This is a genomic window from Streptomyces sp. NPDC008121, from assembly GCF_042957155.1.
Classification (GTDB): Bacteria; Actinomycetota; Actinomycetes; order Streptomycetales; family Streptomycetaceae; genus Streptomyces.
In genome coordinates this window covers 467,564-487,131 of the sequence record NZ_JBIBHT010000004.1, presented here as the reverse complement: position 1 = coordinate 487,131, position 19,568 = coordinate 467,564, and the positions used below count along the sequence as shown (strand labels likewise).

The following is a 19,568-nucleotide window of genomic DNA, read 5'->3' as shown; positions in this document are numbered from 1 at the left end:
TCCGGTACGTCTCCGTCCGGTACGTGTCCGTCCGGATCGGCTTCGTCCGGGGCGCTTCTCGTTCGCCGGGGGCGGTCAGCCCACCGCCGCGTACGCCTCGTACGTCGCGTCGTCCTCCATCGCCACGGGCAGCAGGCCCGCTCCGCGCTCGTACTCCGTGCGCGCGGTCTCGAGCAGTCGCCGCCACGAGGTGACGGTCGGCCGCCGGCGCAGCAGGGCGCGTCGCTCGCGCTCCGTCATGCCGCCCCACACGCCGAACTCCACGCGGTTGTCGAGGGCGTCGGCCAGGCACTCGGTCCGCACCGGGCATCCGGTGCACACCGCCTTCGCCCTGTTCTGTGCCGCGCCCTGCACGAAAAGTTCATCCGGATCGGTAGTGCGGCAGGCCGCCTGCGCACTCCAGTCAGCTACCCAGCCCATACCGGCGCCGTCCTCTCCCGAATCGAGGCTCCCCCACGGCGGTAGCGGCATATTCACCGCTGCCAGTTGGTGACGTTACGGAAGGTGGGCACAGCGCAACACCCCCTTCGGGCCCAATCTTGAATGGCCCGAACGGACTATGCGTACGCGGCAGATCACCCAGAGGAGTGACCCGAGGACATGCGGCTCTAATGCGGCAGACCGGTACAGTTCATGCTTCTGTGCCGTGACCACAAGGGACGTCGGGTGACGCATGGGGCGGAACCGGGCACGGCTTCCCACGCTCGGGTTCGTGGGGAGGCGCCGCGCCGACGTCAGGTCCGGGTCTTGTCGTGCACCGCGCCGCCGTGACAGTCGAGAGCAGCTTAGGCCAACGCCTGTGCGCCTGTCCGGCGATTCGGAACCTCCGCGAGGTGTCGCGGCGACCCTCACGCGACCCCCTCCCGGCCCTCACCCGGCCTCCACCGGAGCCGGTGCACCCCTCGGGCCGGATTCCTCACCGATGGGGGACCCCAAGGGCACTTCGGGGGGATTTGACCCGTTCTTGGCGCCCGTTCCGCAGGCCGTGGACGCCCCCGCCGCCCCCGTCTCACCCTTCTCGCCGCCGTTCGAGTGTCACGGTCTGGTACTCGAACGCTCCGAGAGGCCCCGCTCCCGCTGAACGCCGCCATCGACGGATTAGGCTGCCCCCATGGCAAAGAAGCGCTCCGGCGGAGGTCTGACCGGGACCCAGCAGGCCGCCAAGTTCCTTGGTGTCAGTGTGCTCTCCGGAGCCGTCCTGGCGGGCATCGCCCTGCCCGCGGCCGGGGCACTGGGCCTGGCCGCCAAGGGCACGGTCGAGGGATTCGACGAGATCCCCTCCAACCTGAAGACCCCGCCCCTGAGTCAGCGCACCACGATCCTCGACTCCGAGGGCGGCGCCATCGCCACCGTGTACTCGCGCGACCGCAAGGTCGTGCCGCTGGAGAAGGTCTCCCCGTACATGCAGAAGGCGATCGTCGCGATCGAGGACTCGCGGTTCTACGAACACGGCGCGGTCGACCTCAAGGGCGTGCTGCGCGCGATCAACCGCAACGCCCAGTCGGGCGGCGTGGCCCAGGGCGCGTCCACGCTCACCCAGCAGTACGTCAAGAACGTCTTCGTGGAGGAGGCCGGCGACGACCCCGAGAAGGTCGCCCAGGCCACCCAGCAGACCATCGGCCGCAAGGTGCGCGAACTGAAGTACGCGATCCAGGTCGAGGAGGAGCTGGGGAAGAAGAAGATCCTCGAGAACTACCTCAACATCACCTTCTTCGGGCAGCAGGCCTACGGCGTCGAGGCGGCCTCCCAGCGGTACTTCTCCAAGCCCGCCGCGGACCTCAAGCTGGAGGAGGCCGCCATGATGGCCGGCCTCGTCCAGTCCCCGAGCCGCTACGACCCGGTCAACGACGTCCAGGAGGCCACCAAGCGGCGCAACATCGTGCTGCAGCGCATGGCCGACGTGAAGGACATCAGCCAGGCGGAGGCGGACCGGGCCATGGCCGCCCCGATCAAGCTGAAGGTGAAGGCGCCGAAGAACGGCTGCATCACCGCGGTCGACGGCGCCGGCTTCTTCTGCGACTACGTCCGCAAGACGATCCTGAACGACCCGGTCTTCGGCAAGACGTCCGAGGAACGGCAGAAGCTGTGGAACCTCGGCGGTCTGACGGTCCGGACCACGCTCGACCCGCGCGCGCAGGAGGCGGCGAACGAGGCCGCCGTCGCCAAGATCTACGAGGACGACAAGGTCGCCGCCTCGGTGGTCCAGGTCCAGCCGGGCACCGGCAAGATCCTGTCGATGGGTCAGTCCCGCCCGTACGGACTCGACCAGAAGCAGCACCAGACGACGCTCAACCTGGCCGTCGGCAGCAAGATGGGCGGCACGACCTACGGCTTCCAGGTCGGTTCGACCTTCAAGCCGATCACGGCCGCGGCGGCCCTGGAGAAGGGGCTGAGCCCGGCACAGTCCTTCGCGACGCCGTGGAAGATCACGCTGCCGATGAGCTCGTACAACACCTGCGCGGGCGGCCCGGCGGGCAGCGGCGACTGGGTCCTGCAGAACGAGCTGGAGTCCGAGGCCGGCAGCTGGGACATGACGAGCGCGCTCGGCAAGTCCATCAACACGTACTTCGCGAAGCTGGAGCAGCTGACCGGCCTCTGCGAGACGATCGAGATGGCGAAGAAGATGGGGTACGAGCGTGAGCTCGGCAAGAAGCTCAAGGAGCTTCCGTCGATCACCCTCGGCGGCCAGGAGGCCACCCCGCTCGACATGGCGGCCGTCTACGCCACCTTCGCCAACCGGGGCCAGTACTGCACCCCGGTCGCCATCGAGTCGATCACGACGGCGACCGGCCAGAAGCTGAAGGTGCCGCGCAGCGAGTGCTCGCGGGCGATGAGCGAGCGGACGGCCGACACCGTCAACCAGATGCTGAAGGGCGTCGTCGAGGACGGCACCGGTACGAAGGCCGGTCTGAGCGACCGCGACAACGCCGGCAAGACGGGTACGACCAACGACCGCAAGGACGCCTGGTTCGTCGGCTACACCCCGAACCTGTCCACGGCGGTCTGGGTCGGTGACGACGTCGGCGAGAAGACGTCGATGTTCGACATCACCATCGGCGGAGAGGTCTACGACAAGGTCTGCGGTGGCTGTCTGCCGGGACCGATCTGGAAGATCGCGATGACCGGGGCGCTCAGCGCCTCCGAGACGCCGCAGTTCGCGCCGATCTCCGTACCGCGTGGCGAGAAGCCCGAGGACAAGGAGAAGGACAAGGGCCGCCAGCGTCCGGGCGGCAACAACAAGCCGGGCGGCGACGGCCGGGGCGACGACGACACCTTCCCGGGCATCACCATCCCGCCGGACCTGTTCGGCGGTGGCGGTAACGGTGGCGGCCGGGGCAATGGCAACGGTGGCGGCGGACGGTAGCCGACAGGTGTAGGGACAGGAGAAGGGCGCCCCCTGAGGGGGCGCCCTTCTCCTGTGCGGTGGGGCGTGCCGGCTGCCGGATGGGGAGCGCTGGTCAGCCCGCGAGGAGCTTCTTGACGGTGGCGGCGACACGGCCGCCCTCGGCCCGCCCGGCGACCTGCGGGTTCACGATCTTCATGACGGCACCCATCGCGCGCGGCCCCTCGGCGCCCGCACCCTTCGCCTCGGCGACGGCGGCGGCGACGATCTTCTCCAGCTCGTCGTCGCCGAGCTGCTGCGGCAGGTACGCGTCGAGGAGGACGCCCTCCGCCTTCTCGCGCTCGGCGGACTCGGCCCGACCACCCTGGGCAAAGGCGTCCGCGGCCTCGCGGCGCTTCTTCGCCTCCTTGGCGATCACCTTCTGCACCTCGTCGTCGGAGAGCTCGCGCTTGGTCTTGCCCGCGACCTCCTCCTTGGTGATCGCGGAGAGGGTGAGCCGCAGCGTCGAGGAGCGCAGCTCGTCGCGCTCCCTGATGGCGGCGTTGAGGTCGTCCTGCAGCTTGGCCTTGAGCGTGGTCATGGGGCCAAGTGTGTCAGGTGGGACGCGCCGCCCGCCCCCGCATTACGCCCGGCGGCCCGGCCACACCGCTTCCCGCCCCTTCCCCCTGGCCCGGCTGCCGCCCACCACGACCGCGGGCGCACCCTCCCCCGGCCCGGCTGCCGCTTGACTGCCGCCCGTGCGGCGACCGGAGCGGCCCGGTCTGCGACCATGGGGGGATGCGCGCACGGTACGGGATCCCCCTGAAGATCACGGCAGGCCTCACGGCGACGGCCGCGGCCGGAATCGTCTACGCGGCGGGCTTCGAGGCCCGCTCGTTCCGCCTGCGGCGGGTGACCATCCCCGTACTCCCTCCGGGGATGCGGGATCTGCGGGTCCTTCAGGTATCGGACATCCACATGGTGTGCGGTCAGCGCAAGAAGCGGGCGTGGCTGCAGTCGCTGGCGGGTCTGCGCCCCGACTTCGTCGTGAACACCGGCGACAACCTCTCCGACACGGAGGCGGTGCCGGAGGTCGTGGACGCGCTGGGGCCGCTGATGGAGTTCCCGGGGGTGTACGTCTTCGGCTCCAACGACTACTACGGCCCCCGGCTGCGCAATCCGGCCCGCTATCTCCTGGAGAAGACGCAGGGCCGGCACGGGCTGAACGGCAACGCCCCGGTGGTCGGCGCCGTCCACAACCCGTGGGAGGGCATGCGGGACGCCTTCGACGCGGCGGGCTGGGTGAACCTGACCAACACCCGCGGCCGGCTCAAGCTGCCCGACCTGGAGCTGGCCTTCACCGGCCTGGACGACCCGCACATCAAGCGGGACCGTTACGAGCGGGTGGCGGGCGGGCCCGACGCCTCGGCCGACTTCTCGCTGGCCGTGGTGCACGCGCCGTACCTGCGCACGCTCGACTCCTTCACGGCGGACGGGTACGAGCTGATCCTGGCGGGGCACACGCACGGCGGGCAGCTGTGCATCCCCTTCTACGGAGCGCTGGTGACCAACTGCGACCTGGACACGGACCGGGTCAAGGGCCTCTCGACGCACACGGTCGAGGAGCGGACATCCTTCCTCCACGTCTCGGCGGGGTGCGGCACCAACCGGTTCACCCCGGTCCGCTTCGCCTGTCCGCCGGAGGCGACACTGCTGACGCTGACGGCGCGCGCCTGACCGGTTCGCCCCTCTACGGCGGCCCCGGGGGGGCGGCGGCCTTCCGCGCCTTGACCGCCCCGGCCGCCGCGGCGGGGTGGTGATCGACTCCGTCCTGGGCAGCGCCCTGGTGCCCCGGAGCTTCTCCGGACCACGTCCGACCTGCGGTCCGGCCCCGCGAAAACCGGATTTCGTCTCAGGGCGCGGGTGGGCTAAAGTAATCGATGTCGCCGCGACGTGAAGAACCGAGCAGTGACATCGGGGTGTAGCGCAGCTTGGCAGCGCGCTTCGTTCGGGACGAAGAGGTCGTGGGTTCAAATCCCGCCACCCCGACAGCCGAAACACCAGGTGAGGCACCTACGGATCTCCGTAGGTGCCTCACCTGTTTCCGTCTCCGTTCCCCTCCGCACGTCGCTCACTACGACCCCGCCTCGTAGGATCATCAGCCATGTCGGACACGAGCGGGGAACTCAGCTGGCTTCAGCACTGGTACAAAGCCCAGTGCGACGGTGATTGGGAACACGAGTGGGGCGTGCGCATCGCGACGCTCGACAACCCTGGCTGGACCGTCCGCATCGATCTCGCGGAGACGTCTCTGGCCGGCCGGCCCCGCGCCCGCACCGACGTCCGGCGCAGCGACTCCGACTGGATCATGGTGCAGGTGTCGGATGACGCCTTCCAGGCGTCCTGCGGTCCTCTCAACCTCGGCGAAGTACTGCGTCTGTTCCGTGACTGGGCCACCTGACTGACGTCCAGTCATGGAGTCATGCCCGTCTGGGCGTCCGCGCAGGGCGGGATGTTTCGGAGCTCCGTCCGTGGAGGGGCGGTGTCGGTTGTCGCGAGATCGTTTCAAGGTCGGTCGGAGGGTGCCTCGGGAGTGGGGCGGTGATCGGGTCGCTCTACTCTGGAGTGTTCCTGTCAGGTGGGCTGACCGACGAAAGGCTGGGTCTCAGGTGCTGGTCGCGGACCGATATCGGCTTCAGATGTGTATCGGGCGTGGCGGTATGGGCGAGGTGTGGCAGGCCACCGACGAGGTGCTCGGGCGTTCCGTCGCCGTGAAGTTGATGCTCGGGCACGAGGTCGACCCGTCGGCGGGCGACCGGTTCCGGCTGGAGGCGCAGACCGCCGCGCGGCTCAGTCATCCGCATGTGGTGGGGGTCTTCGACTTCGGTACGTGGGACGGAAAGTTGTTCCTCGTCATGGAGTTGGTCGACGGGCCGAGCCTCGCCTCCGACGCGGGCGCGCCCTCCGTACTGCCGCCGGAGCGGGTCGCCGTCGTCGCCGCTCATGCCGCCGCCGGGCTCGCCGCGGCGCACCGGGAGGGTGTGGTCCACCGGGACATCAAGCCCGGGAACCTCCTCGTCGACGCCGGCGGGGCCGTGAAACTCGCCGACTTCGGTATCGCCCGGTTCGTCGACGATCCGTCGGGGGCACTGACCACCACGGGGCAGATCGTCGGCACCGGCCTCTATCTCGCCCCGGAGCGCGCGCTCGGACAGCCCGCCTCGTCGGCGTCCGACGTGTACTCGCTCGGCTGCGTGCTGTACCAACTCCTCACCGGACGGCCCCCGTTCCAGGGCGATACGGCGACGGCCCTGCTGTACCAGCACATCGACACGCCGCCTGCTCCGCCCCGGCAGCTCGGCGTGGGGCTGCCGGCCGCGTTCGAGGCGTACCTCCTGTCGATGCTGGCCAAGCAGCCGGAGCAGCGGCCCGCCGCCCGGGACATCGCCGACTGGTTCGCCTCCGGTGCCTGGCGCGAGCACCCCCAGCCCCACCCTCAGCCCCACGTCCGCCGTTCCCCTCAGCACCCGGGGCAGCGCGCGCATCAGCCGGCTCCCCGGACCGCGCAGCAGGCGAGACCCGCGGCCGGAGCGCCGTCCCGGCGCCAGGCCCCTCGGCGCGGTGAGGGCGGGCTCGCCGAGCTCTCCCGGCGTCGGCCGCGCAAGACGGCCGCGGTCGCCGGGAGCATCGCCTTCGTCGTCTTCCTGCTCATCGGCATGGCGTGGCTCTCGCCGGACGACAGCAAGGCGGACACCCCCGTGGCCGACCCGACGGTCACCGCACCCCGATGACGCGCCCCGGTCCTCCTCGGTGACCCACTGACCCGAACGGGGGCCTCCCGCTGGCCCGGACGGGCGGTTTCCGGTCCTCTGAAGACATGGACACCAGGCAGATAGCACGGGCCGCCGTACCCGCCGCCGTCGCGCTCGTCCTCGGGGGCGGCGGGCCGATCGCCACCGCCGCCGATCACCCGGCCCCGCAGCCCGCCCCCGCCGGGGTCCGGTCCGGCACGGACGCCGATGTCGTCGACGAGTCGGGCCCGTCCGGAGTGGCGCTCGGCCTTGGCGCCGGCGCGCTGGCCGCCGCGGTCGCCACCACCGTCGTACGCCACCGCGGGATCAGAGGCGTCCTGAGCCGGTCAGCCCCGCCACCACCCCCAGCAGGGCCAGGAGAAGGCAGATCCCGAGATTGACCTTCCGGTAGTGGAGGAACACCGCCGCGAACTCCCTGAGGGTCGCGGTCGGCCAGAAGTAGGCGGCGGTGGGGGATCCGACCACCTGGCCGTTCACCCCCGCCCGACGGGCCATCAGAGCGGCGCGGAAGGCGTGGAAGTTGTTGGTGACGATCACGCATTCCGCGTCCGGGGCCAGCTCGTCCATCAGACGCTTGCTGAAGAGCATGTTCTCCTCGGTCGTCCGTGAGCGGTCCTCCCGGACGATCCGGTCCGCGGGGAAGCCCCGCTCCACCAGATAGCCCGCCATCGCGTGGGACTCCGGCACGCCCTCGTCCTCCCCCTGCCCGCCCGAGACGATCAGCACCGGTGGCTGCCCGCCACGGGCGGCCAGGGCGTCGTACACCTGGCGGCCCCGCTCCAGCCGGCCGGCGAGCAGCGGGGGAACGCGCGTCCCCCCGATCAGGCCGGAACCGAGGACGAGGACGAAGCCGGCGTCGCGGCGCACCCGCATGCGCCCGTAGAGGTAGGAGTACCCGATGAAGCAGGCGAAGAGGAAGGAGATGTACCCGAGGACCACGACGGTCGTCCCGACGGCGACGCCGAGGGGCTTGGAGCGCGTGATCAGGGCGGCGATCACCAGGCCTATCAGGGCGAACATGCCCAGGCCGGCGAGGAGCGAGAGGAGGTTGGAGGGGTGCCTGCCCTCCTTGCGGACCATCTTCACGCCGTTCGCGCACAGCAGTGCGGCGAGAACGACCGGGCCGAGGCAGAAGGTCAGCAGCACGACGATCATGACCGTCTCGGCCACGCCCTGCGGCGCCGCGTCGATCTCGGTGAGCAGGCCGAGGCAGAGGAAGGCGACGGCGAGGCCGAGGTACACGGCGTTGCCGAAGCGCCGCCGGTCGCGGAGCACGCCGACGCCGAAGAGCAGCAGGAAGACGGCGGCGACGACGAATGCGGTCATGTCGGAATCGTAGACAGCGGCTCCGACAACGCCGCTACCCCGACCGGCCGTTCCGAAGCCGGGACGGCACATCCGACGGAGTTATCCACAGGTTGCGGAGGGGCCGGACCGTTTGTCGGCGGGGCGGAGCATCATGGGTGCCATGACTGAGAGCAACGAGTTCGCCGAGATCCCCCGCTGGGAGCAGCGTTTCCGGGCGTCGCGCGTGTCCCTGCCCGAGTGGGCGGAGGAGGCACCGGACCGTTCGCTGTTCGTGTCCAACGCGACGGGGACGTACGAGCTGTACGCCTGGGACCGGGCGCGCGGCACGCAGCGGCAGGTCACGGACCGGCCGAACGGGACGACGGACGGTGCGCTGTCCCCGGACGGCCGGTGGATCTGGTGGTTCTCGGACAAGGACGGGGACGAGTTCGGCGTATGGATGCGCCAGCCCTTCGAAGGTGGCGCGGACGAGCCCGCGGTGCCGGGGCTCGCGCCCGCCTATCCGGCGGGTCTGGCGATCGGCCGGGACGGCACGATCGTGGTGGGCAGCTCCACGGACGAGGAGGGCTCGACGATCCATCTGGTGCGCGGCGGGGCGGAGCCGGTGGAGATCTACCGGCACCGCGAGTCCGCGGGCGTGGGGGATCTGTCGCACGACGGGACGCTGATCGCCGTCGAGCACACGGAGCACGGCGACGCCATGCACTGCGCGCTGCGCGTCCTGCGGGCCGACGACGCGTCGGTCCTGGCCGAGCTGGACGACACCAGGGGCGGCACGGAGGAGCTGGGCCTGGCGGTCCTGGGCTTCGCGCCGGTGGACGGCGACACCCGCCTGCTGGTGGGGCACCAGCGTCGGGGCCGGTGGGAGCCGCTGCTGTGGGACGTGGCGACGGGCGAGGAGCGGGACCTGCGTCTCGACCTGCCGGGGGACGTGTCGGCGGAGTGGTATCCGGACGGCTCGGGACTGCTGGTCGCGCACAGCTACGAGGCGCGGAGCGAGCTGTGGCGGTACGACATCGCGACGGGCGCGCTGGTCCGGGTGGAGACCCCGGCCGGGTCGGTGTCGGGGGCCACGGCCCGCCCGGACGGCAGTGTGGAGTACCTCTGGTCGTCGGCGGCCCGCCCGCCGGTGGTGCGCTCGACCGAGGGCGGCGTCGTCCTGGACCCGCCCGGCCCGAAGGCTCCGGAATCGGTGCCGGTGGAGGACGTGTGGGTGGAGGGCCCCGGCGGCCGTGTCCACGCCCTCGTCCAGCGGCCCGCGGACGGCGAGGGGTCCTTCCCGACCGTGTTCGAGGTGCACGGAGGTCCGGCCTGGCACGACAGCGACGCCTTCGCCGCGGGGCCGGCGGCCTGGCTGGACCACGGGTACGCGGTGGTCCGGGTCAACTACCGGGGTTCGACCGGCTACGGCCGGGAGTGGACGGACGCGCTGAAGCACCGGGTCGGGCTGATCGAGCTGGAGGACATCGCCGCGGTCCGTGAGTGGGCGGTGGCGTCGGGGCTGGCGGACCCGGCGAAGCTGGTCCTGTCGGGCGGCTCGTGGGGCGGCTATCTGACGCTGCTGGGGCTCGGCACCCAGCCGGACTCCTGGTCGCTGGGGCTGGCGGCCGTCCCCGTCGCCGACTACGTGACGGCGTACGCGGACGAGATGGAGGCCCTGAAGGCGCTGGACCGCACGCTCTTCGGGGGTTCGCCGGAGGAGGTGCCGGACCGGTTCGAGGCCTCGTCCCCGCTGACGTACGTCGACAAGGTGACGGCCCCCGTGTACATCTCGGCGGGCGTCAACGACCCGCGGTGCCCGATCCGCCAGATCGACAACTACGTGGACCGGCTGGCGGCGCGCGGCGCGGTCCACGAGGTGTACCGGTACGACGCGGGGCACGGCTCCCTGGTGGTGGAGGAGCGGATCAAGCAGGTGCGCCTGGAGCTGGCCTTCGCCGCGCGTCACCTGGGGACCCGGCCGGTCGGGGGGTGAGGTGGCTGCGTACCGTGGAGGGGTGTATCGGTTCCTGAGAACGCCCCGCTGGTGGGGGATCAACGTCTTCGTCCTGCTGGCGATCCCGTTCTGCCTGTTCATGGGCGTGTGGCAGCTGGGCAAGTTCGAGGACCGCGTCGACACGCACCAGGAGGCGGAGCAGGCCCCGGATCCGGGCACGCTGAGGACCGAGCCGCTGGAGCGGCTGCTGCCGGTGGACAAGGAGACCTCGGGCCGGCACGCGGAGGCGAGCGGCCGGTACGCCGAGCAGTTCCTGGTGCCGGACCGTGAGCTGGACGGCCGCAGCGGCAGCTATGTCCTGACGATGCTGAAGACGGACGGCGGCAAGTCCCTGCCGGTGGTACGGGGCTGGCTGCCGGCCGGCGCGAAGGCACCGGCCCCGCCGTCGGGTGAGGTCACGGTGGTGGGCGCGCTCCAGGCGTCCGAGAGCGCGGGCACCAAGGGCGTGCACGCGGCGGGCGGGCTGCCGGAGGGGCAGCTCGGCATGATCAGCGCGGGAGCCCTGGTCAACGTGGTCACAGACGATGTCTACGACGCGTGGGTGACCCTCGCCGACTCCCCCGCCGGCCTGACCCCGGTGCCGGCGACGGTCGCGGCGGGCACGTCCCTGGACCTGAAGGCCTTCCAGAACCTCGGGTACACCGCGGAGTGGTTCGTCTTCGCGGGGTTCGTGATCTTCATGTGGTTCCGCCTGCTGCGCCGCGAGGCGGAGGCCCAGCGGGACGAGCAGCTGGGGCTGGTCTAGCGGAGCCCCGGGGCACGGACCGCCGCCGGACGGCTCGGCACGGACAGCCCCGGACGGCTCGGCGCGGTCCGCTGCCGGACGGCACGGCGCGGTCCATGCCGGGCCCCCGCCGAGCCCCCGCCGGGCCCTCTCCGAGCCCCCCGCCAGGCCCTCGCCGGGGCCCGGCTGCGGGAGAAGCCCGCGCCTGGTGCGTCCGTGGGGCTGGGAGGGCGTCAGGAGGCGTCGAGGACGCCGGTGCGGTAGATGGTGCCCGCGCAGGCGTTGGGGATGGTCGCCGCGGCGGACGGGCCTCCGGCCTCGGCCGTGTGGCTGACCGCGACGCTGCCTTCGAGCGGCGTGCCGTCCTCGGCGCCGAGCTGCGTGGACGCCGCGTTGTTGGCGCTGTCCGTGCCCGTCGAGCCGGTGGCCCCGGTCGAGGTCCCGCCGGCGTCGGTCGGAGGGGTCGGCTCCGGCGAGTTGCCCGAGGTGGGGCAGGTCTCGGCGGGGACCCAGGCGAACTTCACCTCGTAGGCGTTGTCCGGCTGCAGGACCAGCGAGGACGCCTCCTGTGAGGGGTCGGGCAGCCCGCTCGCCGCGTCGCCTGCCGCATGGGCGACGACCGTGATCTTGGAGCGGTCGGCCGCTCCCCTGGCCTCGAAGTCGACGCTGCCGGCGCCGCTGACCACGCAGTCGGTGCCGGAGATGTTGGCGATGCGGAAGGTGCCGTAGACCTTGCCGTCCGCGTCGGGCGCGCCGGCCTGGACCGAGCTGACGCCGAGCTGGCCGGCGTCGCAGACCCGGGAGGGATCCACCTGGGCGTCGGCGACCGGCGGGGAGCCGGGGGTCGTGTCGCCCGCCTCTCCGGTGGCCGATTCCTCGGGGGTCCCGGTCCCGGCGGCCTCGCCCTGGCTGGGGCTCGCGGTCCCGGCCGGGGGGTTCGCGCCCTTCTCGCCGCCCTCGACGCCGGTCTCGGTGCCCGTGCCGCCTTGGGCCTGTTCGCCGTGTCCGGCGTTGACGGCCTGGTCGGAGGCGGTGCCGCCGGAGTTGGCGACGTGCACGAACGCCGGGACGGCCGTACCGATCAGCACCACGGCGGCGGCGATGCCGACGACGGCCTGCCGCTTGCGGGCGCGCCGCGCGGGCACCGCCCGGCGTAGGTGGTCGAGGGCGCCGTCGGTGGGTTCGATGTCGGCGACGGCGCTCTGGAGCAGCCGTCGCAGCGCGTGTTCCTCGCCTCCGAAGGGGTCGTCGCCCCTCGCGAGGTCGTCAGCCTGCGCCATGTCGGGCCCGTCGTTCACAATCCCGTGTCCCATATCGTCGCGATCACCGTCGGGCAGCCCGCGCGCACCACCGGGCTCCGGACCGCCCCGTGCCGGGCCTTCGGAACCCGGACCGTCGGCACGCAGGCCTTCGGAACCCGGGCCGCCGGAGTGCGCGTCGCCGGGGCGCGTGTCCCCAGGGGGCTTGGCGCCGGTGCTCATGCCGTGGCCTCCATCGCGACGCGCAGGGCCGCGATGCCGCGCGAACCGTACGCCTTCACCGACCCCAGCGATATCCCCAGCGTCTCGGCGACCTGGGCCTCCGTCATGTCGGCGAAGTAGCGCAGGACCAGCACCTCGCGCTGCCGCCGCTGGAGGCCCCGCATGGCCTTGATGAGCGCGTCGCGCTCCAGCTGGTCGTACGCCCCTTCCTCGGCGCTCGCCATGTCCGGCATCGGCTTGGACAGCAGCTTGAGTCCGAGGATGCGGCGGCGCAGCGCGGAGCGGGAGAGGTTGACGACCGTCTGGCGGAGGTAGGCGAGGGTCTTCTCGGGGTCGCGGACGCGGTTGCGCGCCGAGTGGACGCGGATGAACGCCTCCTGGACCACGTCCTCGCAGGAGGCGGTGTCGTCGAGGAGCAGCGCGGCGAGGCCGAGCAACGAGCGGTAATGGGCGCGGTAGGTCTCCGTCAGATGGTCGACGGTGGTCCCTGCGGCCACATCGTCAGCGCCGTCGCGCGGCGCGGGGATGCCGATCACTCCGGTCGTCCGGCCTCGGGTGGGCATGGGAGCGATCACCGGCATGCCGCCGGCCGGCCGCGGCCGCCGGAGCGGACGCACGACCGTGCCGCGCACGGGGACGACGACCGTGCCCCGGGCCGGAACGACCGCCGCGCCACGGAGCGGGACGACCCCTGCGATGTCGAGTAGCTCTGCCACGCCTGTTGGACACGCTTCCCCCCGTCAGGGTTGTACGCGTACGCCACCGTTTTCGACGGTGTGCCGTTTGCCGTCATGCGCACCCGTTCTTCCCCAATGCCCCGATTTCGCAGCACGTTCGCAGCGCGTTCGCAGTGCGCTCGCGGGACGCCGTAGGGGCGCACGCAGAGACGCGTCCCACCCGACCGCGGTTGCGGCAGGGGGGAAAGGCAATCCTCGAACATCGCATCGTCCCAGTTCAAGAGCGTTGTGCTGACGCCTTGATCACAGGACGTTCACAGATTCTACGAAAACGCGCGGTCACCCGACGCCGATTTCCGGACGGTCTCGGCTCTCGTGGTCATCTTGGCGGATCACCGCTTCGGCGATCTGCAGCGCGTTCAGGGCCGTGCCCTTGCGGAGGTTGTCCCCGCAGACGAAGAACTCCAGCGCCCGCTCGTCGTCCATCGAGCGGCGCACCCGCCCCACCCAGGTGGGGTCGGTGCCCACGACGTCGGCGGGGGTGGGGAAGTCGCCCGCGGCCGGATCGTCGTACAGCACCACACCCGGCGAGGTCGCGAGGATCTCGTGGGCGCGTGCGACGGTGACGGGGCGTTCGAAGCGGGCGTGGACCGAGACCGAGTGGGCGGTCACCACCGGTACGCGCACACAGGTCGCGGCAACCGGAAGCCCGGCGAGGCCGAGGATCTTGCGGGTCTCCTGGCGGATGCGCAGCTCCTCGGAGGACCAGCCGTCCTCCGCCGGGACGCCCGACCAGGGCACCACGTTGAGCGCGACGGGCCCGGGGAAGGGCCCGGTGTCGTCGCCGACGGCACGCCGTACGTCGCCGGGGTGGTGGCCCAGCTCCGTCCCGGCCACCAGCGACAGCTGCTCCCGCAGGGCGGCGACGCCGGCCTGCCCGCCCTCGCTGGCGGCCTGGTGGGCGGTCACCACCAGCTCGGCGACCCCGAACTCGGCGTGCAGGGCGCCCACGGCGACGATCAGCGCCAGCGTCGAGCAGCCGGGGCTCGCGACGATGCCGCGGGGCCGTACCCGTATCGCGTGCGGGTTGATCTCCGGCACCACGAGCGGAACGTCCGGGTCCGCCCGGAACGCGGCCGAGGTGTCGACGACCACCGCGCCCTTGGCCGCGGCGATCGGCGCCCACCGCGCCGCCACGTCCTCGGGTACGAGGAAGAGCGCGAGGTCGGCGCCGTCCAGGGCCTCCTCGCAGAGCGGGAGGACCTCGGTCTCCTCCCCGCGCACGGCCGGCCGCAAGCCGGCCGAGCGGGGGGAGGCGACGAGGCGGATCTCGCCCCAGACGTCGGCGCGCTGCGACAGCGACTGCAGCAGCACCGCGCCGGCCACGCCGGTCGCCCCGACGACGACGAGCGTCGGTTTGCCGCTCATCGGCCGGTCACCGCTCGCGCACGCGTCGATCGCCCGTCGGCGCGTGGAACGGCGCGTGCATCGGGGCACGCGCCGGCCCGTGAACCGGCAGGAGGACCGACGAGCGGGCGAGGAGGCGGACGGCCGGGGTCACCGTCACCGGTGCGTCACCGACCGGTGCCGCCGTAGACGACGGCCTCGTCCGAGTCGCTGTCCAGCCCGAAGGCGGTGTGGACGGCGGTGACGGCCTCGTTCACGTCGTCCGCGCGCGTGACGACCGAGATGCGGATCTCGGAGGTCGAGATCAGCTCGATGTTCACGCCCGCGTCGGACAGCGCCTGGAAGAAGGAGGCGGTGACGCCGGGGTTGGTCTTCATGCCCGCGCCGACCAGGGAGATCTTGCCGATCTGGTCGTCGTAGCGCAGCGACTCGAAGCCGATCGCGCCCTTCGCCTTCTCCAGGGCGTCGATGGCCTTGCGGCCCTCGGCCTTGGGAAGGGTGAAGGAGATGTCCGTGAGGCCGGTGGAGGCGGCGGACACGTTCTGGACGATCATGTCGATGTTGATCTCGGCGTCGGCGACCGCCCGGAAGATGGCCGCGGCCTCGCCCGGCTTGTCCGGCACGCCGACGACGGTGATCTTCGCCTCGGAGGTGTCGTGGGCGACGCCCGAGATGATGGCCTGCTCCACCTTGCGGTCCCCTTGCGGCTCGTTGCTGACCCATGTGCCCTGAAGCCCCGAGAAGGACGAGCGGACGTGGATCGGGATGTTGTAACGGCGTGCGTACTCGACGCAGCGGTGCAGCAGCACCTTGGAGCCGGAGGCGGCGAGCTCCAGCATGTCCTCGAAGGAGATCCAGTCGATCTTCTTCGCCTTCTTGACCACGCGCGGGTCGGCCGTGAACACACCGTCGACGTCGGTGTAGATCTCGCAGACCTCGGCGTCGAGGGCGGCGGCCAGCGCCACGGCGGTGGTGTCGGATCCGCCGCGCCCCAGGGTGGTGATGTCCTTCTTGTCCTGGGACACGCCCTGGAAGCCGGCGACGATCGCGATGTTGCCCTCGTCGAGGGCGGTGCGGATCCGGCCCGGCGTGACATCGATGATGCGCGCTTTGTTGTGGACCGAGTCGGTGATGACACCGGCCTGGCTGCCCGTGAACGACTGGGCCTCGTGGCCCAGGTTCTTGATCGCCATGGCCAGCAGGGCCATGGAGATCCGCTCTCCGGCGGTCAGCAGCATGTCGAATTCACGCCCGGCAGGGATCGGGGATACCTGCTCGGCGAGATCGATCAACTCGTCCGTCGTGTCGCCCATCGCGGAAACCACGACGACCACTTGGTGGCCGTTCTTCTTGGCGTCCACGATTCGCTTGGCGACGCGCTTGATGCCTTCGGCATCGGCAACGGAGGAGCCTCCGTACTTCTGCACGACAAGGCCCACGTGCGCTCCTCGTTCAGTGTCTGCCGCAGTCATCACTGCGGTCGGCTCAGTCTAACGAGCAGCCCGGAATCGCCGACCGTATATCACATCCTGAGATGTCCCGCTCAGGTAGTGATCACGACCCTCGGCCCGGGCCGCCCGTGGACGACTCCCTGCCCCGGCGTCGGCCCGCTACGCGGACTTGTGGGCGGGGTCACAGACCGGACAGCCCCGGGCCGGGCCGGAATCCCGGCCCCGGAAGCCGGCCGAGGGCGCGAAACGCGGTACGCGGGTGTCGCGCGGCTACTTCTTCACCACGCGCACGCCGATGCCCAGCGGGCCGCCGATCTCCGCCGCCATGACCCGGCCCGCCTCCTCCGCGAGGTCGTCCTCCGTGATGTCCTCGTCCGTGTCGAGGCCGTCCAGCTCGGCCAGCGGCTGGTCGAGGCGGACGTGGGAGACGAGGGACTGGAGGGCGCGCAGGGTGCCGGAGGCCGTCGGTCCCCAGTTGGAGAAGTACGAGAACTGCCACCACCACAGCGCCTCGCTGGTCCGGCCCGCGCGGTAGTGCGCCAGGCCGTGCCGCAGGTCGGTGACGATGTCGGCGAGGTTGTCGGAGATCCGGCAGGGCACGGGCGCCTTGCGGGGCTCGTACGGGTCGAAGACCTCGGAGAAGACGTCCACGGGCTCCAGGAGCATCGCGAACCGCATGCGCAGGTCGTCGACGTCCACGTCCGGGCCCGTGTCCGGCTCGTACGCCTCGTCCGGGACGATGTCCTCGTGCGCGCCGAGCCGCCCGCCCGCGAGCAGCAGCTGCGAGATCTCCAGGAGCAGGAAGGGGACGGCGCTGTCGGGCTCGTCCCCCTTGGCCACTTCCGTCGTGGCCACGATGAAGGACTCGATCGAGTCGGCGATCTGGACCGCGAAGTCGTCCGGGTCCTGCGTGATGGAGTGCAGCGTGGCGTCAGACATCGAGGGTGCCTCCCTTGAGCTCACGGACGAGCGCGGGGGCCGTGTCGGCCCGGTCGTCATACATCTAGCAGGCGCCGCCCCTCGAAGGCACGGCCCAGGGTGACCTCGTCGGCGTACTCCAGGTCGCCGCCGACCGGCAGGCCGCTCGCGAGGCGCGTGACCTTCAGTCCCATGGGCTTGATCATCCGCGCCAGGTACGTCGCGGTGGCCTCGCCCTCCAGGTTCGGGTCGGTCGCCAGGATCAGCTCGGTGACCGTGCCGTCCGCGAGCCGCGTGAGCAGCTCCCGGATGCGCAGGTCGTCCGGGCCGACGCCCTCGATCGGGCTGATCGCGCCGCCGAGCACGTGGTACCGCCCACGGAACTCACGCGTCCGCTCGATCGCCACGACGTCCTTCGGCTCCTCGACCACACAGATGACCGTCAGGTCCCGGCGCGGGTCGCGGCAGATGTTGCACTGCTCCTGCTGTGCCACGTTGCCGCAGACCGCGCAGAACCGGACCTTCTCCTTCACTTCGAGCAGCGCGTGCGCCAGCCGGCGCACGTCGGTCGGCTCGGCCTGGAGGATGTGGAAGGCGATCCGCTGCGCGCTCTTGGGACCGACGCCGGGCAGCCTGCCCAGTTCGTCGATGAGGTCCTGAACCACGCCTTCGTACAACGGAACGCCCTTCTCGGGTCTGCTTGATTCTTACGGTAGTAGCTGCCGGGTCGGCTTAGAAGTCCGGGGCACGCATCGGAACGTCCGGCGCGGCGGTCCGGCGCGGGGACCGAGAGGCGTACGGGGCCGTCGCCGGGGCCTGCGGGGGCCGTCGCCGGGGACGTGCAGGGCCTCGTACGACGCGGTGCGTACGAGGCCCTGAGGCCCTGGGGATCCGACGCGGGACCCTGGGAGAACCCGACGGGACGGCCGGCTCCGGACCGCGAGGGCGGGCCGGGGGCGGCTCAGAAGCCGAGGCCCGGCATGCCGCCGAGGCCCTGCGTGAGCGGGCCCAGCTTGGCCTGCTGCAGCTCCTGGGCGTTGTCGTTGGCGGCCTTGACCGCGGCCACGACGAGGTCGGCCAGGGTCTCGGTGTCCTCCGGGTCGACGGCCTTGGGGTCGATCACCAGGCCGCGCAGCTCGCCGGAGCCGGTCACCGTCGCCGTGACGAGGCCACCGCCCGCCTGCCCCTCGACCTCGGTCGCGGCGAGCTCCTCCTGAGCGCGCGCGAGGTCCTGCTGCATCTTCTGGGCCTGCTGGAGGAGCTGCTGCATGTTGGGCTGGCCACCACCGGGAATCACGGTCACTCCTGGCATTTCGCCGGATACGCGGGGCATCCGGACGGCTGACGTTCGGTAGGCCGAGCCTACGTGGTCCCCGCCCGCGACGCGGACACAACTCTTTCGAGTGAGAAACTGCGGGCTCCTCTACCTGATCAAGACCCTCTTGCGGGCGGAAATCCCGGGATTCCGGGCCCACAGCCCACCATTCGGCGGTAGGAAGGGCAGGCACCACGTGCACCGCACGTCACAGAAGGACACGAGCGTCGCCGAGCTGAACAGAGGAGTCCCGCGGTGAGCCAGCAGCCGGAGATGCAGCCGCCGCAGCCGCCGCCGGGGCAGCACGGGCAGCAGGGCCAGGGGCGGGTGGGACGACAACCAGAGGGGTCCGCCGCGTCCCGCGATCTGCTCGGGGCGCCCTTCCCGCTCGGCGACTGGGGCGAGCCCGCCGAGCGGCTGGACGAGCTGTACCGCTGGGTCGAGTCCCACGCCCTGCGCACGGCCGAGTGGTACCTCTCGGACCGCGTCCGCAAGCGCCGCTGCGCCCGCGCCCTGCGGAGCGGTACGGCGCTGGGCGTGATCGCGGGCGCGGCGCTGCCGCTGCTCGACCTGACCGGGCTCGCGGCGCACGGGGTGGCCGGCTGGGGCTATCTGTCCCTGCTTCTCGCGGCGGCCTGCCTGGCCTGCGACCGCTACTTCGGACTCACGTCCGGCTGGATAAGGGACGTGGCGACGGCCCAGGCGGTGCAGCGCAGACTCCAGATGCTGCAGTTCGACTGGGCGTCGGAGAACGTGCGCGAGGTCCTCGGGCCGACGGAGGGGACGGCGAGCGAGGCCGCGGAACGGTGCCTGGGGGTGCTGCGGCGCTTCTCCGAGGACGTGACGGAGCTGGTCCGGGCGGAGACGGTGGACTGGATGGTGGAGTTCCGCTCCGGCCCCGCGCCGCTGGCCCTCCAGTCGGTCGGCACGACACCGCCCCGCCAGGAGACCGGCCCCCCGGCGCCCCGCTTCCCGCTGCCCCCGGGCACCCGCCCGAACATGCCGCGCCAGCGCCCGCCCGAGCCGCGCTGAGCGGGGGGGGCGGGCGGGCCGAGGGCGCCGGGCGGGGACCCGGACACGCCTCGGCCGGGCACCCCTGCCCGACCGGCCCTCGGTCATGTCCGGAAAGTCCCGCCCGGGGGCGGAGCGCGCGGGGC

The 19,568-nt window shown here is 71.7% G+C and carries 17 protein-coding genes and 1 tRNA gene; 8 read left to right on the top strand and 10 right to left on the bottom strand.

The genetic code is table 11. The annotated features are described in order from the left end of the window. Nucleotides 1–75 precede the first annotated feature (75 nt). Nucleotides 76–420 (bottom strand): WhiB family transcriptional regulator, encoded by a 345-nt coding sequence (locus ACFZBD_RS16550; protein ID WP_026058363.1) that lies wholly within the window; start codon nt 418–420, stop codon nt 76–78. 691 nt (nt 421–1,111) lie between these two features. On the opposite strand from ACFZBD_RS16550, the gene ACFZBD_RS16545 reads away from it, so the two are divergent. Beyond that, nucleotides 1,112–3,364, top strand: coding sequence for a transglycosylase domain-containing protein (locus ACFZBD_RS16545; protein ID WP_391140214.1), 2,253 nt, complete (start codon nt 1,112–1,114; stop codon nt 3,362–3,364). A 94-nt stretch (nt 3,365–3,458) separates the two neighbouring features. Here ACFZBD_RS16545 and ACFZBD_RS16540 read toward each other — a convergent pair whose 3' ends face one another. Then, nucleotides 3,459–3,923: a GatB/YqeY domain-containing protein gene (locus ACFZBD_RS16540; RefSeq protein ID WP_391140212.1), complete on the bottom strand. Its 465-nt coding sequence runs from the start codon at nt 3,921–3,923 to the stop codon at nt 3,459–3,461. Between the two features lie 197 nt (nt 3,924–4,120). Here ACFZBD_RS16540 and ACFZBD_RS16535 point away from each other — a divergent pair, with 197 nt between their 5' ends. From ACFZBD_RS16535 to ACFZBD_RS16520, 4 genes are all read left to right on the top strand, one after another. Beyond that, complete coding sequence (locus tag ACFZBD_RS16535; protein ID WP_391140210.1) at nt 4,121–5,059, top strand: metallophosphoesterase; 939 nt, start codon at nt 4,121–4,123, stop codon at nt 5,057–5,059. A gap of 238 nt (nt 5,060–5,297) precedes the next feature. After that, nucleotides 5,298–5,371 (top strand) — tRNA-Pro (locus ACFZBD_RS16530). Between the two features lie 115 nt (nt 5,372–5,486). Beyond that, nucleotides 5,487–5,783, top strand: a complete 297-nt coding sequence (locus ACFZBD_RS16525) for an Imm53 family immunity protein (RefSeq protein ID WP_391140208.1) — start codon at nt 5,487–5,489, stop codon at nt 5,781–5,783. A 238-nt stretch (nt 5,784–6,021) separates the two neighbouring features. After that, a complete protein-coding gene (locus tag ACFZBD_RS16520; RefSeq protein ID WP_391140206.1) occupies nt 6,022–7,113 on the top strand; it encodes a protein kinase in 1,092 nt (363 codons plus the stop codon). Nucleotides 7,114–7,440: 327 nt separating this feature from the next. Here ACFZBD_RS16520 and ACFZBD_RS16515 read toward each other — a convergent pair whose 3' ends face one another. Further along, on the bottom strand, nt 7,441–8,460 hold the full coding sequence (locus tag ACFZBD_RS16515; protein WP_391140205.1) for an ElyC/SanA/YdcF family protein: 1,020 nt from the start codon (nt 8,458–8,460) through the stop codon (nt 7,441–7,443). A gap of 142 nt (nt 8,461–8,602) precedes the next feature. Here ACFZBD_RS16515 and ACFZBD_RS16510 point away from each other — a divergent pair, with 142 nt between their 5' ends. Further along, nucleotides 8,603–10,417, top strand: coding sequence for a prolyl oligopeptidase family serine peptidase (locus tag ACFZBD_RS16510; RefSeq protein WP_391140204.1), 1,815 nt, complete (start codon nt 8,603–8,605; stop codon nt 10,415–10,417). Between the two features lie 22 nt (nt 10,418–10,439). Beyond that, nucleotides 10,440–11,183, top strand: a complete 744-nt coding sequence (locus tag ACFZBD_RS16505) for an SURF1 family cytochrome oxidase biogenesis protein (RefSeq protein WP_391140202.1) — start codon at nt 10,440–10,442, stop codon at nt 11,181–11,183. A gap of 212 nt (nt 11,184–11,395) precedes the next feature. On the opposite strand, the gene ACFZBD_RS16500 is transcribed toward ACFZBD_RS16505, so the two are convergent. The 7 genes from ACFZBD_RS16500 to ACFZBD_RS16470 all read right to left on the bottom strand — a co-directional run bounded on the left by ACFZBD_RS16500 (nt 11,396) and on the right by ACFZBD_RS16470 (nt 18,393). Then, the gene (locus ACFZBD_RS16500) at nt 11,396–12,460 is read right to left on the bottom strand and encodes a hypothetical protein (protein WP_391140200.1); all 1,065 of its coding nucleotides are present in this window, start codon (nt 12,458–12,460) and stop codon (nt 11,396–11,398) included. Nucleotides 12,461–12,639: 179 nt separating this feature from the next. Beyond that, a complete protein-coding gene (locus ACFZBD_RS16495; protein WP_391140198.1) occupies nt 12,640–13,359 on the bottom strand; it encodes a SigE family RNA polymerase sigma factor in 720 nt (239 codons plus the stop codon). Between the two features lie 300 nt (nt 13,360–13,659). After that, the gene (locus ACFZBD_RS16490; RefSeq protein WP_391140196.1) at nt 13,660–14,748 is read right to left on the bottom strand and encodes an aspartate-semialdehyde dehydrogenase; all 1,089 of its coding nucleotides are present in this window, start codon (nt 14,746–14,748) and stop codon (nt 13,660–13,662) included. Nucleotides 14,749–14,894: 146 nt separating this feature from the next. Further along, a complete protein-coding gene (locus tag ACFZBD_RS16485; protein ID WP_391140195.1) occupies nt 14,895–16,166 on the bottom strand; it encodes an aspartate kinase in 1,272 nt (423 codons plus the stop codon). A gap of 282 nt (nt 16,167–16,448) precedes the next feature. Then, nucleotides 16,449–17,117 (bottom strand): DUF5063 domain-containing protein, encoded by a 669-nt coding sequence (locus ACFZBD_RS16480; protein WP_391140193.1) that lies wholly within the window; start codon nt 17,115–17,117, stop codon nt 16,449–16,451. 56 nt (nt 17,118–17,173) lie between these two features. Next, a complete protein-coding gene (recR, locus tag ACFZBD_RS16475) occupies nt 17,174–17,773 on the bottom strand; it encodes a recombination mediator RecR (RefSeq protein WP_328943925.1) in 600 nt (199 codons plus the stop codon). A 284-nt stretch (nt 17,774–18,057) separates the two neighbouring features. Continuing rightward, the gene (locus ACFZBD_RS16470; RefSeq protein WP_356888579.1) at nt 18,058–18,393 is read right to left on the bottom strand and encodes a YbaB/EbfC family nucleoid-associated protein; all 336 of its coding nucleotides are present in this window, start codon (nt 18,391–18,393) and stop codon (nt 18,058–18,060) included. 291 nt (nt 18,394–18,684) lie between these two features. On the opposite strand from ACFZBD_RS16470, the gene ACFZBD_RS16465 reads away from it, so the two are divergent. Next, nucleotides 18,685–19,443 (top strand): SLATT domain-containing protein, encoded by a 759-nt coding sequence (locus ACFZBD_RS16465; protein WP_391140462.1) that lies wholly within the window; start codon nt 18,685–18,687, stop codon nt 19,441–19,443. Nucleotides 19,444–19,568: the final 125 nt, after the last annotated feature.